The organism is Chelativorans sp. ZYF759 (assembly GCF_012911015.1).
Taxonomy (GTDB): Bacteria; Pseudomonadota; Alphaproteobacteria; order Rhizobiales; family Rhizobiaceae; genus ZYF759.
Genome location: NZ_WVVV01000006.1, coordinates 196,995 through 210,500, shown reverse-complemented (window position 1 = coordinate 210,500; position 13,506 = coordinate 196,995). Strand labels below are relative to the sequence as shown.

The following is a 13,506-nucleotide window of genomic DNA, read 5'->3' as shown; positions in this document are numbered from 1 at the left end:
GTCGAACACCACCCGCGCTCGTAGGCGGGACTGGATAGGAGAAAGATCATGTCCCAGGTTTCCCTCACATTTCCCGACGGCTCCGTTCGCGACTATGACGCCGCCACCACCGGTGCCGAACTCGCCGCCTCGATCTCCAAATCGCTCGCCAAGAAGGCTGTCGCCTACGCGCTCGACGGCACCTTGCGCGATCTCGGCGATCCGCTGGAGCGCTCGGGCGGGATCGAGATAGTGCTGCGCGACGATCCGCGCGCGCTCGAACTGATCCGCCACGACGCCGCCCATGTGATGGCGGAGGCCGTGCAGGAATTGTGGCCGGGCACCCAGGTCACCATCGGCCCGGTCATCGAAAACGGCTTCTATTACGATTTCGCCCGCGAAAAACCCTTCACGCCCGAGGACCTGCCGGTCATCGAGAAGAAGATGCGCGAGATCATCGGCCGCAACGCGCCCTTCACCAAGGAAGTGTGGTCGCGGGACGATGCCAGGAAGGTCTTCGAGGACAAGGGCGAGACATACAAGGTCGAGCTGATCGACGCCATTCCCGAAGATCAGGACCTCAAGATCTACCGCCAGGGCGAGTGGTTCGATCTCTGCCGCGGCCCGCACATGGCCGCCACCGGCCAGGTCGGCAACGCCTTCAAGCTGATGCGAGTGGCCGGCGCCTATTGGCGCGGCGATTCCAACAACCCGATGCTGACGCGTATCTACGGCACGGCCTGGGCCGAACAGGCCCAGCTCGACCAGTATCTCCACATGCTGGAAGAAGCCGAGAAGCGCGACCACCGCCGGCTCGGCCGCGAGATGGACCTGTTCCACTTCCAGGAGGAGGGGCCGGGCGTGGTCTTCTGGCACGCCAAGGGCTGGCGCATGTTCCAGACGCTGACCTCCTACATGCGCCGCCGGCTCGACGGCGACTATGAGGAGGTCAATGCGCCCCAGGTGCTCGATCACGGCCTGTGGGAGACATCCGGTCACTGGGGCTGGTACAAGGAAAACATGTTCGCCGTGCAGTCGGCCGGCGAGGACGCCGAGGACAAACGCGTCTTCGCGCTGAAGCCGATGAACTGCCCCGGCCATGTGCAGCTCTTCAAGCATGGCCTCAAGTCCTACCGCGAACTGCCCGTCCGCCTTGCCGAATTCGGCGCAGTGCATCGCTACGAGCCCTCCGGCTCGCTGCATGGGCTGATGCGCGTGCGCGGCTTCACGCAGGACGATGCGCATGTCTTCTGCACGGAAGACCAGCTGGAGGCCGAGATCCTCAAGATCAACGACCTCATGATGTCGGTCTACAAGGATTTCGGGTTCGACGAGGTCGTGGTCAAGCTCGCCACGCGTCCCGAAAAGCGGGTCGGCACCGATGCGATGTGGGACCACGCGGAAAACATCCTGCGGCGGTCGCTGGAAAAGATGGCGCGCGACGACAACCGCATCAAGATCGGCATCAACGAAGGCGAGGGCACGTTCTACGGCCCCAAATTCGAATACACGCTGCGTGATGCCATCGGGCGCGAATGGCAGTGCGGTACGACGCAGGTCGACTTCAACCTGCCGGAACGCTTCGGCGCGTTCTACATCGGCAAGGATTCCGAGAAGAAGCAACCGGTGATGATCCACCGCGCCATCTGCGGCTCCATGGAGCGCTTCCTCGGCATCCTGATGGAGAATTTCTCGGGCCATTTCCCGCTGTGGTTCGCCCCGCTGCAGGTGGTCGTCGCTACCATCTCCGAGGAGGCTGACGGCTACGCCAGCAAGGTCGCCGCAAAGCTGAAGCGCGCGGGTCTGGTCGTCGAGACCGATCTGCGCAACGAGAAGATCAACTACAAGGTCCGCGAACACTCGCTGACCAAGGTGCCGGTCATCATCGTGTGCGGCCGCCGCGAGGCGGAGGAAGGCTCCGTCAACATCCGTCGTCTGGGCTCGCGCGACCAGGTCTCCATGACGCTCGACGAGGCCATTGCCGCCTTGGTGGAGGAGGCGACGCCACCAGACGTCGTGCGCCGCGAACTCGAATTCGCCGCCGAGTGACGGTGCGGCCGGCGGCGGCCTCCGCCGCCGGCTTCATCAGCCTGTCATCCGACTCGGGCATGGCTGGACCATGCTCGTTCCCTTCAAGACCAGGCGACGGTTCCCCGAACTGTCCTATGCCAATGACAGCCAGCCGCCTGCCGTGCGCGCCTTTATCCGCGGCGTCGAGGCGCTGGCCGGCCGCGACCGCTTTGCCGGGCTCTACGAGCAGTGGCGCAGCGAAATCTTCCCCACGGGCGAGCGGGTCTTCGCCCGCATGCTGGAACTGATCGACCTGAAGGTGCGCCGGACCGGTGCCTGCGCGGTCCCTGCACCCGGCGATCCCCTTGTCATCGTGGCCAACCACCCCTTCGGCATCGGCGACGGCATCGCCGTCCTCTCGCTCGCCGAATCGCTCGGGCGGCCGTTCCGGGTGATGATCCACGCCGATCTCCTGCGGGTGAGCGAGATGGCGGACTACGCCCTGCCGGTCGATTTTTCCGAAACGCGGGACGCCATCAAGCGCAACATGGCCGTGCGCCACGAGGCGCTCAAACTCCTGCGCGAAGGGGTCACGATCGTCGTGTTCCCGGCGGGCGGCGTCGCCACCGCGCCACGCGGCTTCGGACCTGCCGAGGATCTGCCCTGGAAGCTCTTTCCCGCGCGACTGATCCAGGAAGGCAAGGCTGCGGTCCTGCCCGTCCATTTCAGGGGCCAGAACGGCGCGCTGTTTCATCTCGCAAGCCGGCTGTCACCGACCGTGCGCACCTCGCTTCTCATCCACGAATTCGCGAAACTCTCCGGAAAGACCATCGACATGCATATCGGACGCATCATGGAGCAGGAGGAACTCGCGGCCTTCCGCGATCGCAACGAACTGATCGGGCATCTGCGGCAGGCCGTTTTTGCGCTCGACACCGGCGAGAGGCTGACCGCCGCGCGCCGCTGGCTGCCGCCGCGCTGGCCCGCGCCGCGCCGTATCGACCGCGGCAGCGCTCCTGGCTAAACGCTGGGATAGCTGCTCAGTTGGAGCTGATCATCTCGGCGCTGCCCGGCTCGATCTCGCCGACATTCGCGCCCCAGGACGACAGCGGCTGCCCGCCCGAGGTCTGGACCAGCGAATCGTAGACCGCCATGCTCTGGCGGATTTCCATCTCGGAGCTGCAACGCTGGAAGATGCCGGCGGCATAGGCCGTGCAGCCGATGTGCTCCCCGGGCAAGGTGCCCGTCGCCCAGTCCGATACGAGCCCGTCCGCGCCGACGCGGAAATAAGCCAGCCGGTGGCGCGTCTCGACCTCGCTTCTCTGCATGATGATCCCGACATCGACGGTCGATTCCGATGACTGGATGTTGGCGGCGTGGCGGTAGACGCGGTCGCCGTTCTCCAGCCGGTAGGCGCCGATGATCGGGCCATAGGCCGTATTGCCGCCAGTGGTCAGGCTTTCGAAGGTCATCGGGTTGAGGCTTGCCACCTCCTGGTAGGGCTTGCCGACCGCATATCGCATGTAGTTGCGGTCACCCATTTCCTGCAGCTGGCCGACGGTCGAGGTGCAGGCGCCAAGGAAGATGATGCCGGCGATGGCGACGCCGGTTGTCATTCGATCGAGCAAGATTGCCTCCCAGGTTGTACGGCAACCCTAAGGCGAAGATGACGCTGGGTAAAGGTCAGGCGGCCTATTCGGCGGCCTGCGCGGGCCGATCCGTCCCGATCCAGGCGCGGCAGTCGGCCAGCGCGCGGGCGGAGACGGCCTTCTTCTTGGCCTGCGATTTATCCTTGCCGCGGAAGCGGCCTTCCCAGTCCGCCGGCTTGATCTGCGTGCCGGGTTCGAGCGGGGGAAACAGGCCGAAATTGATGTTCATCGGCTGAAAGGAGCGTTTGCCGGGCTCGTCCTCAGACGACAGGTGACCGCCGGTAATGTGGCCGAGCAGCGCGCCAAAGGCGGTGGTCGCCGGCGGCAGGGGGAGGGCCTGCCCAAGGCGCTCGGCGGCCGCGAACCGTCCCGCAAGCAGGCCGATGGCCGCGCTCTCCACATAGCCCTCGCAGCCCGTGATCTGCCCGGCAAAGCGCAGGCCGGCGCGACCCTTGAGCTGCAGAGAGCCGTCGAGCAGTTGTGGCGAGTTGATGTAGGTGTTGCGGTGCAGTCCGCCCAATCGCGCGAACTCGGCATTCTCCAGCCCCGGAATGCTGCGGAAGATGCGCACCTGCTCGCCATATTTGAGCTTCGTCTGGAACCCCACCATATTGTAGAGCGTGCCCAATGCATTGTCCTGCCGCAGTTGCACCACGGCGTAAGCCTTCACTGACGGATTATGCGCATTGGTCAGCCCCATGGGCTTCATCGGGCCGTGGCGCAGCGTCTCGGGTCCGCGTTCGGCCATGATCTCGATCGGCAGGCATCCGTCGAAATAGGGCGTGCCCTCGAATTCGCGGAAGGCCGTCTTGTCGCCGTCGATCAGCGCCTGGATGAAGGCCTCGTACTGCGCCTTGTCCATCGGGCAGTTGATGTAGTCCTTGCCCGTGCCGCCGGGCCCGACCTTGTCGTAACGCGACTGGAACCACGCGACGTTCATGTCGATCGTGTCGAAATGCACGATGGGGGCGATGGCGTCGAAGAAAGCTAGCGCTTCTGCGCCGGTCGCCTCGGCGATGGCCTGCGCCAGCGAAGGCGCCGTCAGGGGTCCGGTAGCGATGATCGCCTGATCCCAGCTTGCGGGCGGCAGGCCGGCGACTTCTTCGCGCGTGATCGAAACCAGCGGATGGCTTTCCAGGCGCGCCGTGACGGCGGCGGAAAACGCTTCGCGGTCGACGGCAAGCGCGCCGCCAGCCGGCACCTGGTTGGCGTCGCCGCTCGACATGATCAGCGAACGGGCCAGCCGCATCTCGGCGTGGAGCAGGCCGACCGCGTTTGTCTCGGCGTCGTCGGAGCGGAAGGAATTGGAGCAGACAAGTTCGGCCAGGCCGTCGCTCTTGTGCACCTCGGTGCCGCGCACGGGGCGCATTTCGTGCAGGATGACGGGGACGCCGGCCTCGGCGATCTGCCAGGCAGCTTCCGAACCGGCGAGACCGCCGCCGATGACGTGAACGGGTTTGATGCTCATGGCGCGGAGATAGAACGGGCGGCATGGCTTTGCAATGCGGGGGCGCCGCTTGTGGCATGTGCGGGCGTGGCGTAAGGGAATGTCATGGGTCTGGGGTCTCCGTCACTTCTGCTGCCGTTGCTCGTCTTCGGCGTCGCCGCCTGCACGTCCGCCTCGTCGAATTTCCACGGCGAAATCGCGCGGGTCGATGCCGCGCGCATCCATGTCTGCCACGGGTTCGACTGCCGCAACACCACAAGGCTCGACATGGGCGCGGCCGATCGGGCCACGCTGACACGGATCATGGAGGCCGGAAGTCCAGGCCCCGCACAGGAGCGCGCCGCGATCGCGCGGGCCGTCCAGCATTTCGAGGAGCGCTCCACCGAGGTGATCGGCGTGCGCGACGAAGCCAGGTCGAACATCGCGCAGACCGGCCAGGTCGGGCAGATGGACTGCATCGACGTCTCGACCAACACGCGTTCGCTGCTTCTCTATCTCGCCGAAATCGGCCTGTTGCGTCATCACGTGGTGGAAACGAACGTCACCCGCGGCGCAATCGTCGACGGCCGCTATTTCCACGCCACGGCGGTCATCCGCGAGACGGGTACGGGCGAGCGCTGGTCTGTTGATGGCTGGTATGGGCCGGGCGGCGCGGCACCGCAGATAAAGCCGATGTCTCAATGGCTGGGCGAGGGATTTCTCGGCGGCAGCTGAGGCGCCTGGGCAGGCCCTTGAATCACAACACCCGCCGGGGGAGGAGGTCCGGCGGGTGTCGTTTCGATGATCGGCGACTGGGAGGAGGTAGTCGCCGATCTTGATCGACGGGGCCTGGGAGGAGGTAGGCCTCGTCGAAGAGGAATTAGACCGACTTGCGGGCGACGAAGGGAATGTCGCCGCGGTTGATGCCGAGGTCGTTCAGTTCGCGGTTGGACAGGCGGCTCAGCTCGGTCACGGTCTCGCGGTAGCGGCGCCAGTTGCGATAATTGCGGATCAGGTTCATTGTTCTTGCTCGTTTCGTACGTGTTTTTCGTCGTTCGTGATGACTGGAAGATAGGCGCGCAGCGGGGTTTCCGGTAGATTTGAGTTTGCATAGCACCATTGCGTTTTGTGCAATGCACAATGGCGGAAAAGTGGTGAGGCCGCGGGGGCCGCTCGGACCGGGCGAAGGGGTGGGATGAACGGGGATGGCGAGCTACGCCGAACGTGTGAAGAACGAGATCGCGCGCTGGACCGCCGACGGTCTGATCGATGCCGGCACGGCCGAAAGGCTGGCGCTCGACATCGAGGCGCATGCGCGCAGCCGGATCAGCTTTCCGGCCATCTTTGCGATGATGGGCGGGATACTGGTCGGCGCGGCCGTTCTGCTTCTCGTCGCAGCCAACTGGGAGGCCATACCCAGGCTGGTCCGGGTCGGGCTGCTGATGGCCCTCATCCTGGTCGGCTATGTCGGCGGATCGGTGCTGAAGCTGCGCGATCACGCAGTTTTCGGCGAAGCGGCCTGGCTGGTCGCCGCGATTGCCTTTGGCGGGTCGATCGCGCTGGTCGCGCAGATGTACCACATGTCGGGTGACGAGGCCGACGCGATCCTGACCTGGCTCGCGGGAACGGTCTTGGCCGCCATCCTCCTGCGTTGCAGCCCGTTGACGATCGGCGCCGTGCTTCTGTCCGGGGTCTGGCTGTTGATGACGGCGGATCTTTTCGTGCGCACGGACGCCATCCCCTATCTCTGGCTCCTGCTGGCGGCGGGGCTGTGGGCGGTGTCGTTGTGGACCGGCAGCCATCCCGCCCGCCATCTGCTGTCGCTGGTATTGGTCTTCTTTTCCTGGATCGCCTATTTCAACACCGAGACGGCGCTGGTGCCGATGCTGGTGCTGGTTCTGGCCGGCACGCTGTTTGCGGCAGAGCGTACCTCCCTGCCCATGGCCGCCAGGCTCGGGCTCGGCGGCAAACCTTCGCTGCATGGGCTGGTCCACTTCCTGTCGGGAATGGCGATGCTGCATGTTCTCTATGCCGATGACGGGCTGCATTTCCTGCTCGTGCTCCTGACACTTGCGGGAGTGGCAGGCGCGCTGCTGGTTGCCGGCCGCGACAATCGCGGCCTGCGGTGGCTCGCCTATGCGGCCTTCGCGGTCGAACTGTGCTATGTCTATCTGGTCCTGCTGGGCACCATGCTCGGCACGGCGGGCGTGCTCCTGCTGGCCGGGCTCGGTCTCGCCCTGCTGGCCTGGGTGGTGCGGCGGCTCGAACGGCGCCTGGCCGGGCCGCGCGACGGAGGGGAGGTCGCCGCATGACAAGGGGACGTTATCTCATTCTCGGCGCACTGGCCGTTGCCGCCATCCAGATCGGCATCCTTGTCACCATGATCGCGGGAAGGGCAGCCATCCTGCGCGACGGCACGGAGATCGTGCTGAAGGTCGAGCCGGTCGATCCGCGCGACCTTCTGCGCGGGGACTACGTCATCCTCTCCTACACCATCTCGCTGCTGCAGCCGGAACTCTTCGACGAGCCGGAATCCGAGGCGATGGAGACCGGGCCGCGCGATGTCTTCGTGCGTCTGGCACCGGATGCGGACGGCTTCCACCAGCCGGTCATGGCGCGCCTGGATGCGCCGCCGGCGGCGGAGCGCCAGCCGGGCGAGGTCGACCTGCGGGGCCGCATCAGCTACTGGTCGCGTTTCGGTCCGAGTTTCGTGGAATACGGCATCGAGCGCTACTACGTCCCGGAAGGCGAGGGACTGGAAATCGAGCGCGGCATCCTCGAACGCGACTTCGTCATCAGGGCTGCCGTTGCGTCCTCCGGAGCCGCCCAGATCCGTTCGCTTCACGACGGGGATCGCCTCCTCTACGCCGAACCGTGGTACTGATGGCGGCCGGGCGCCCGCATTTCGCCAAAAAAAGCGGCTCAACAGGCACAAAGGCTTTGATCGCCGGCATGCTGGTGATATAGAACCGCCGCTTTCATGGGCCCGATGGCCCGAGAAGCGGGTGTGGTGGAATTGGTAGACACGCAGGATTTAGGTTCCTGTGACGCAAGTCGTGAAGGTTCAAGTCCTTTCACCCGCACCATCGACCACCCCCGCGGCAGAAGTTTCTCGCGCCGAACCGAGCATGGTTCATCGGCGCCGTGGCAAGAAAAGGTTTGAAGATGCAGGTAACCGAAACGGTGAACTCCGGGCTGAAGCGCCAGATCAAGGTGACCGTGCCGGCCAGCGATCTGGAAGCACGCCTCCAGACCCGCCTTTACGAGGCCAAGGACAAGGTGAAGCTGAATGGCTTCCGCCCGGGCAAGGTTCCCGTCCAGCATCTGCGCAAGATGTACGGCCGGTCCTTCATGGCCGAAGTCGTCAACGAGATCATCACCGATTCGACCCGGTCGATCATCGAGGAGCGCGGCGAGAAGCCGGCCATGCAGCCCGATATCCAGATGACCGAGGACGAGAAGGAAGCCGAGAAGGTTCTCGAGGGGAAGGCCGATTTCGAGTTCTCGCTCGACTACGAGGTCATCCCGGCGATCGAGCTCAAGGATCTTTCCGGAATCGAGGTCACCCGTCAGGTTTTTGACGTGCCGGACGCCGACGTCGACGAGCAGGTCAACCGCATCGCCGATTCCGCGCGCAGCTACGAGACCAAGAAGGGCAAGGCCGCCAAGGGCGACCGCGTCACCATCGACTATCTCGGCAAGATCGACGGCGAGCCGTTCGACGGCGGCGCCGCCGAGGACTCGCACCTTGTGCTGGGTTCCTACCAGTTCATCGAAGGCTTCGAGGACCAGCTGATCGGCGCCTCGGCCGGCGAGGACCGCCAGGTCAAGGTCACCTTCCCGGAGGAGTATGCCGCCACGCATCTGGCGGGCCGCGAGGCTGTCTTCGACGTCAAGGTCAAGGAAGTCGCCGCTCCCGGCGAACTCGAGATCAATGACGAGCTTGCACAGACGCTCGGCGTGGAATCGGCTGACAAGCTGCGCGAGATCGTGCGTGGCCAGATCGAGAACCAGTTCGGCTCGGTCACCCGACAGAAAGCCAAGCGCCAACTGCTCGACGCGCTGGACGAGGCCTACAAGTTCGAGGCCCCCTCCAAGCTGGTCGAAGCCGAGTTCCAGAACATCTGGACGCAGGTCACCCGCGATCTCGACCAGGCCGGCCGCAGCTTCGAGGACGAAGACACGACCGAGGAAGAGGCCCGCACCGAGTATCAGCGCCTGGCGGAGCGTCGCGTGCGCCTCGGGCTGGTTCTCGCCGAGATCGGCGAGAAGGCTGGCGTGCAGGTCACCGACGACGAGATGCAGCGCGCGCTTGTCGAGACCATCCGCCGCTACCCGCAGAACCAGCAGCAGCAGGTCTATGAGCACTTCCGCAGCAATCCGGGGGCGCTCGCCAGCATCCGCGCGCCGCTCTTCGAGGAAAAGGTCGTCGATCACCTGATGAACGAGGTCAAGGTGACCGACCAGAAGGTCACCCGCGACGAGCTGATGGCCGACGATGAGGACGAGGCCGAGACCAAGGCCGAGGCTTCCGACGACAAGAAGGCCGCCAAGAAGAAGGCACCGGCCAAGAAGAAGGCCGCCAAGAAGGATGATGCCGAGGATACGGCCGAGGCCTGATCCCCGGCACTTTCCATACGCTTACTCAAAAGGCCCTGCGGGGCCTTTTGTCATGTCGGGAGCATGATCCGGCGGCCTTTCAATTTGCACAATCGCAGCGCAGATTGGCGCCGGTTCGGCTTGAGGGAATCTTGAATGGAACGGTCATTCCGGTTTGTGGCGCCTCGCCTGGCGCTGGCGGTGGCTCTCGTGTTGGGGCCGGTGAATGCGATTGCCGAGCAGGGGCCGCTCGGTCCGCTGCTGGAAGGGCTCCTGCGCGGTACGCCAGAACAGGCGGAATCGCGCCGCGTGCCCTTCAGCGCCAGCCAGATGCAGCTTTCCTTCGCGCCGCTGGTGCGCCAGACGGCGCCTGCGGTGGTGAATGTCTACGCGACCCAGCAGATGCAGCAGCGCTCGCCTTTCGCGGGCGATCCGTTTTTCGAACAGTTCTTTTTCGGCCGCCAGATGCCGCCGCGGGTCGAATCCTCGCTCGGTTCGGGTGTGCTGGTCGAGCAAAGCGGCGTCGTCATCACCAACCACCACGTCATCCGCAATGCCGACGAAGTGCGCGTCGCGCTGCATGACGGGCGCGAATACCAGACCGAGATCCTGCTCACCGACGAATCGCTCGATCTGGCGGTGCTGAAGCTTGAAGCCGACGGCCCGTTCCCGATCGTGGAACTGGGGGATTCCGACGCGCTGGAGGTGGGCGACCTGGTGCTCGCCATTGGCAATCCGTTCGGCGTCGGCCAGACCACGACCAGCGGCATCGTCTCGGGCCTGGCCCGCTCGCATATCGGCGTCACCGATTTCGGCTTTTTCATCCAGACCGATGCGGCGATCAATCCCGGTAATTCCGGCGGTGCGCTGGTGGCGATGAATGGTGAAGTCATCGGCATCAACACCGCGATCTACAGCCAGACAGGCGGTTCTGTCGGCATCGGTTTCGCCATCCCCTCCAACATGGCGCGCGCCGTGCTCGAAGCCGCCCTGCGCGGCGACGACTATTTCGAGCGCCCCTATGTCGGCGCGAGTTTCCAGCAGGTCGGCCCGCAGGAGGCCGAGGCGTTGGGCCTCGACCGGCCGCTGGGCGCGCTGGTCACCAGCGTGGTGGACGGCGGTCCTGCCCACGGCGCGGGACTTCGGTCCGGCGACGTCGTTTTGTCCATGAACGGGGCGATGATCGAGCATCCCGATGCGCTGGGCTATCGCCTTGCCACCCAGCCGATTGGCGCGTCGGCGCGGCTGGGCGTTTTGTCGCGCGGCGAGCGCAAGGAGGTCGCCTTCGAACTGGCGCGTGCGCCCGATGGCGGCGCGGAGGTGACGATCGACGGACGCAGCCCCTTCTCGGGCGCCCGCGTGGCCGAACTCTCGCCGAGGCTCGCGCAGCGTCTGCGGCTGCGGACCGACATGACCGGTGTCGCGGTCGTCGATGTCGCGCGCAACTCGCCGGCCGCGGAACTCGGTCTGCGCCCGCGCGACATCGTGCGCGAGGTCAACGGCTTCCGGATCGATTCCGCCGAGGCGCTGCGTCAGGTGGCGGGCCAGCCGACACGCCAGTGGATGTTCACCGTCGAGCGCGATGGCCGGCTGATCCGCCAGCGCATGCTCTACTGACCGCGCGATGGCAGATCTGTTCCAATCCGACGACACGCCGGCCCGCCCCGAAAAGGGGCGTCCGCTGGCCGACAGGCTTCGCCCGCGCTCGCTGGCCGAAGTGGTGGGGCAGGAACGGCTGACGGGAGCGGAGGGCGCGCTGACGCGCATGATTGCCTCGGGCTCGCTGGGGTCGATGATCTTCTGGGGTCCGCCCGGCACCGGCAAGACGACGGTCGCGCGACTGCTGGCGGGCGAGACCGAACTCGCCTTCGAACAGATTTCGGCGATCTTCTCCGGGGTCGCCGATCTCAAGAAGGTCTTCGAGGCAGCAAGGCTGCGCCGTTCCCAGGGGCGCCAGACGCTGCTTTTCGTCGACGAGATCCACCGTTTCAACCGCGCCCAGCAGGATTCCTTCCTGCCGGTGATGGAGGACGGCACCGTCATCCTTGTTGGCGCGACCACGGAGAACCCGTCCTTCGAGCTCAATGCCGCGCTGCTGTCGCGCGCCCGTGTGCTGACCTTCGCATCCCTCGACGAGGCGGCGATCCGCAAGCTGCTCGACCGCGCCGAGGAGACCGAGGGCAGGGCGCTGCCGCTCGACGAGGAGGCGCGCGCGGTTCTGGTGCGCATGGCCGATGGTGACGGACGAGCCGCGCTGACGCTGGCCGAGGAGGTGTGGCGCTCGGCTTCTGCGGGCGAGACATTCGATGCCGAGGGCCTGCAGCGCATCGTCCAGCGCCGTGCGCCGGTCTACGACAAGGGCCAGGACGGGCACTACAACCTCATCTCCGCCCTGCACAAGGCGGTGCGTGGCTCCGACCCGGATGCCGCGCTCTACTATCTGGCGCGTATGTTCGACGCTGGCGAGGACCCGCTCTTTCTCGGGCGACGGCTGGTGCGCATGGCATCGGAGGATATCGGCCTGGCCGACCCCCAGGCGCTGGTCATCGCCAACGCCGCCAAGGACGCCTATGATTATCTGGGCTCGCCCGAGGGCGAGCTGGCGCTGGCCGAGGCCTGCGTCTATCTGGCGACGGCGCCGAAATCGAACGCGGTCTATGTCGCCTTCAAGGCCGCGATGCGCGCCGCCAAGGAACATGGGTCGCTCCTTCCGCCAAAACACATCCTCAACGCGCCGACCAAGCTGATGAAGTCGGAAGGCTATGGTGGCGGCTACGAATATGATCACGACGCTCCCGATGCCTTCTCAGGCCAGGACTATTTTCCGGAAGCCATGGGCCGCAGGACCTTCTACGATCCGCCCGAACGCGGTTTCGAGCGCGAGATCCGCAAGCGGATCGATTATTGGGCAAAGCTGAGGCGGGAGCGGGGAGGGAACTGACGCCGCCGGCCGCACGCGAAGCGGAGGAGCAACGCCATGCCAGATGAACCCGCAGCGCTGGAGGAGGCACGCCGCGCCTTCGCCCGCCGGATGGCCGAGATGGCGGCGTGGGACGACCCGCGCTTCGAGGAAGCCGTGCTGGCCACGCCGCGCGAGGATTATCTGCCGCCGCCACCCTGGTTACTGATCGATCCCGGTCTTGCAGCCTTCCATCGGTCGACCGAGCCCGCCGATCTCTACCGCGACGTCCTCGTGGCCCTCGATGTCGCCAAGGGCATCAACAACGGCCAGCCGACCCTTCACGCCGCCTGGATTGGCAAGGTGCGCCCGCAACCGGGCGAGACGGTGGTGCATGTCGGGGCGGGAATGGGCTACTACACGGCGATCCTCGCCAGGCTCGTTTCGCCCGGCGGCAAGGTCTTCGCCTACGAGATCGAGCCGCATCTGGCGCAGGCGGCAAGCCAAAACCTCGCAGCCATCGACAACGCCGAGGTCAGGGCAGGAGATGCGGTGACCTCGGACATGCCCCAAGCCGGCATCATCTACGTCAATGCCGGGGTCGTCGCGCCGCCGCTCGCCTGGCTGGAAGCGCTGAATCCCGGCGGCCGGCTCGTTTTTCCATGGCGGCCGACGGCCGATGTGGGGCTGGCGCTGCTCGTCACGCGCCGCGCGACGGGTTTTGCCGTCGACATCTTCTCTCCCGCCTGGTTCATCCCTTGCATCGGCGCGTCTGACGACCAGATCGCCCTGCGCGCACCGAGCCGGCACGACGCGGCTGCCACGCGCTCGCTCTGGCTCTCCCGCGACCGCCCGCCCGACGACACCGCCACGGCGATCTACCATGATTTCTGGTTTTCCTCGTCGCCGGCCGAATAGTGGCAAAATCCGCCATTTCGTCTCGC

At 65.7% G+C, this 13,506-nt stretch carries 12 protein-coding genes and 1 tRNA gene; 10 read left to right on the top strand and 3 right to left on the bottom strand.

All coding sequences use genetic code 11. The features are described 5' to 3' along the window. Positions 1–45 precede the first annotated feature (45 nt). Positions 46–2,028 (top strand): threonine--tRNA ligase, encoded by a 1,983-nt coding sequence (thrS, locus tag GRZ55_RS12190; RefSeq protein WP_169287323.1) that lies wholly within the window; start codon positions 46–48, stop codon positions 2,026–2,028. Between the two features lie 70 nt (positions 2,029–2,098). Further along, on the top strand, positions 2,099–3,013 hold the full coding sequence (locus GRZ55_RS12185) for a lysophospholipid acyltransferase family protein (RefSeq protein WP_169287200.1): 915 nt from the start codon (positions 2,099–2,101) through the stop codon (positions 3,011–3,013). 16 nt (positions 3,014–3,029) lie between these two features. On the opposite strand, the gene GRZ55_RS12180 is transcribed toward GRZ55_RS12185, so the two are convergent. Both GRZ55_RS12180 and trmFO read right to left on the bottom strand, forming a co-directional pair. Continuing rightward, positions 3,030–3,617: a hypothetical protein gene (locus GRZ55_RS12180; protein ID WP_169287199.1), complete on the bottom strand. Its 588-nt coding sequence runs from the start codon at positions 3,615–3,617 to the stop codon at positions 3,030–3,032. Positions 3,618–3,681: 64 nt separating this feature from the next. After that, positions 3,682–5,106, bottom strand: coding sequence for a methylenetetrahydrofolate--tRNA-(uracil(54)-C(5))-methyltransferase (FADH(2)-oxidizing) TrmFO (trmFO, locus tag GRZ55_RS12175; protein WP_169287198.1), 1,425 nt, complete (start codon positions 5,104–5,106; stop codon positions 3,682–3,684). Positions 5,107–5,190: 84 nt separating this feature from the next. Between trmFO and GRZ55_RS12170 the strand changes: the two genes are divergently transcribed. Further along, a complete protein-coding gene (locus tag GRZ55_RS12170) occupies positions 5,191–5,799 on the top strand; it encodes a hypothetical protein (RefSeq protein WP_169287197.1) in 609 nt (202 codons plus the stop codon). Positions 5,800–5,944: 145 nt separating this feature from the next. On the opposite strand, the gene GRZ55_RS12165 is transcribed toward GRZ55_RS12170, so the two are convergent. Further along, the gene (locus tag GRZ55_RS12165) at positions 5,945–6,085 is read right to left on the bottom strand and encodes a DUF1127 domain-containing protein (protein ID WP_169287196.1); all 141 of its coding nucleotides are present in this window, start codon (positions 6,083–6,085) and stop codon (positions 5,945–5,947) included. Positions 6,086–6,269: 184 nt separating this feature from the next. Here GRZ55_RS12165 and GRZ55_RS12160 point away from each other — a divergent pair, with 184 nt between their 5' ends. From GRZ55_RS12160 to GRZ55_RS12130, 7 genes are all read left to right on the top strand, one after another. Further along, complete coding sequence (locus GRZ55_RS12160) at positions 6,270–7,376, top strand: DUF2157 domain-containing protein (protein WP_169287195.1); 1,107 nt, start codon at positions 6,270–6,272, stop codon at positions 7,374–7,376. After that, positions 7,373–7,948: a GDYXXLXY domain-containing protein gene (locus GRZ55_RS12155; protein ID WP_169287194.1), complete on the top strand. Its 576-nt coding sequence runs from the start codon at positions 7,373–7,375 to the stop codon at positions 7,946–7,948. Before GRZ55_RS12160 ends, GRZ55_RS12155 begins: the two co-directional genes overlap by 4 nt. A gap of 117 nt (positions 7,949–8,065) precedes the next feature. Beyond that, positions 8,066–8,150, top strand: a tRNA-Leu gene (locus GRZ55_RS12150). Between the two features lie 79 nt (positions 8,151–8,229). Then, positions 8,230–9,684: a trigger factor gene (gene tig / locus GRZ55_RS12145; protein WP_169287193.1), complete on the top strand. Its 1,455-nt coding sequence runs from the start codon at positions 8,230–8,232 to the stop codon at positions 9,682–9,684. A gap of 135 nt (positions 9,685–9,819) precedes the next feature. Next, on the top strand, positions 9,820–11,280 hold the full coding sequence (locus GRZ55_RS12140; RefSeq protein WP_169287192.1) for a DegQ family serine endoprotease: 1,461 nt from the start codon (positions 9,820–9,822) through the stop codon (positions 11,278–11,280). 7 nt (positions 11,281–11,287) lie between these two features. Next, positions 11,288–12,604, top strand: a complete 1,317-nt coding sequence (locus GRZ55_RS12135) for a replication-associated recombination protein A (RefSeq protein WP_169287191.1) — start codon at positions 11,288–11,290, stop codon at positions 12,602–12,604. Positions 12,605–12,640: 36 nt separating this feature from the next. Further along, positions 12,641–13,480: a protein-L-isoaspartate O-methyltransferase gene (locus GRZ55_RS12130; RefSeq protein ID WP_169287190.1), complete on the top strand. Its 840-nt coding sequence runs from the start codon at positions 12,641–12,643 to the stop codon at positions 13,478–13,480. Positions 13,481–13,506 lie beyond the last annotated feature (26 nt).

Bases quoted from the DNA above. Each gene is read 5' to 3' on its own strand.
- GRZ55_RS12135 (WP_169287191.1), top strand. From the start codon at position 11,288: ATGGCAGATCTGTTCCAATCCGACGACACGCCGGCCCGCCCCGAAAAG.
- GRZ55_RS12165 (WP_169287196.1), bottom strand. From the start codon at position 6,085: ATGAACCTGATCCGCAATTATCGCAACTGGCGCCGCTACCGCGAGACC.
- trmFO (WP_169287198.1), bottom strand. From the start codon at position 5,106: ATGAGCATCAAACCCGTTCACGTCATCGGCGGCGGTCTCGCCGGTTCG.
- GRZ55_RS12130 (WP_169287190.1), top strand. From the start codon at position 12,641: ATGCCAGATGAACCCGCAGCGCTGGAGGAGGCACGCCGCGCCTTCGCC.
- GRZ55_RS12140 (WP_169287192.1), top strand. From the start codon at position 9,820: ATGGAACGGTCATTCCGGTTTGTGGCGCCTCGCCTGGCGCTGGCGGTG.
- GRZ55_RS12155 (WP_169287194.1), top strand. From the start codon at position 7,373: ATGACAAGGGGACGTTATCTCATTCTCGGCGCACTGGCCGTTGCCGCC.
- GRZ55_RS12170 (WP_169287197.1), top strand. From the start codon at position 5,191: ATGGGTCTGGGGTCTCCGTCACTTCTGCTGCCGTTGCTCGTCTTCGGC.
- GRZ55_RS12160 (WP_169287195.1), top strand. From the start codon at position 6,270: ATGGCGAGCTACGCCGAACGTGTGAAGAACGAGATCGCGCGCTGGACC.
- GRZ55_RS12185 (WP_169287200.1), top strand. From the start codon at position 2,099: ATGCTCGTTCCCTTCAAGACCAGGCGACGGTTCCCCGAACTGTCCTAT.
- tig (WP_169287193.1), top strand. From the start codon at position 8,230: ATGCAGGTAACCGAAACGGTGAACTCCGGGCTGAAGCGCCAGATCAAG.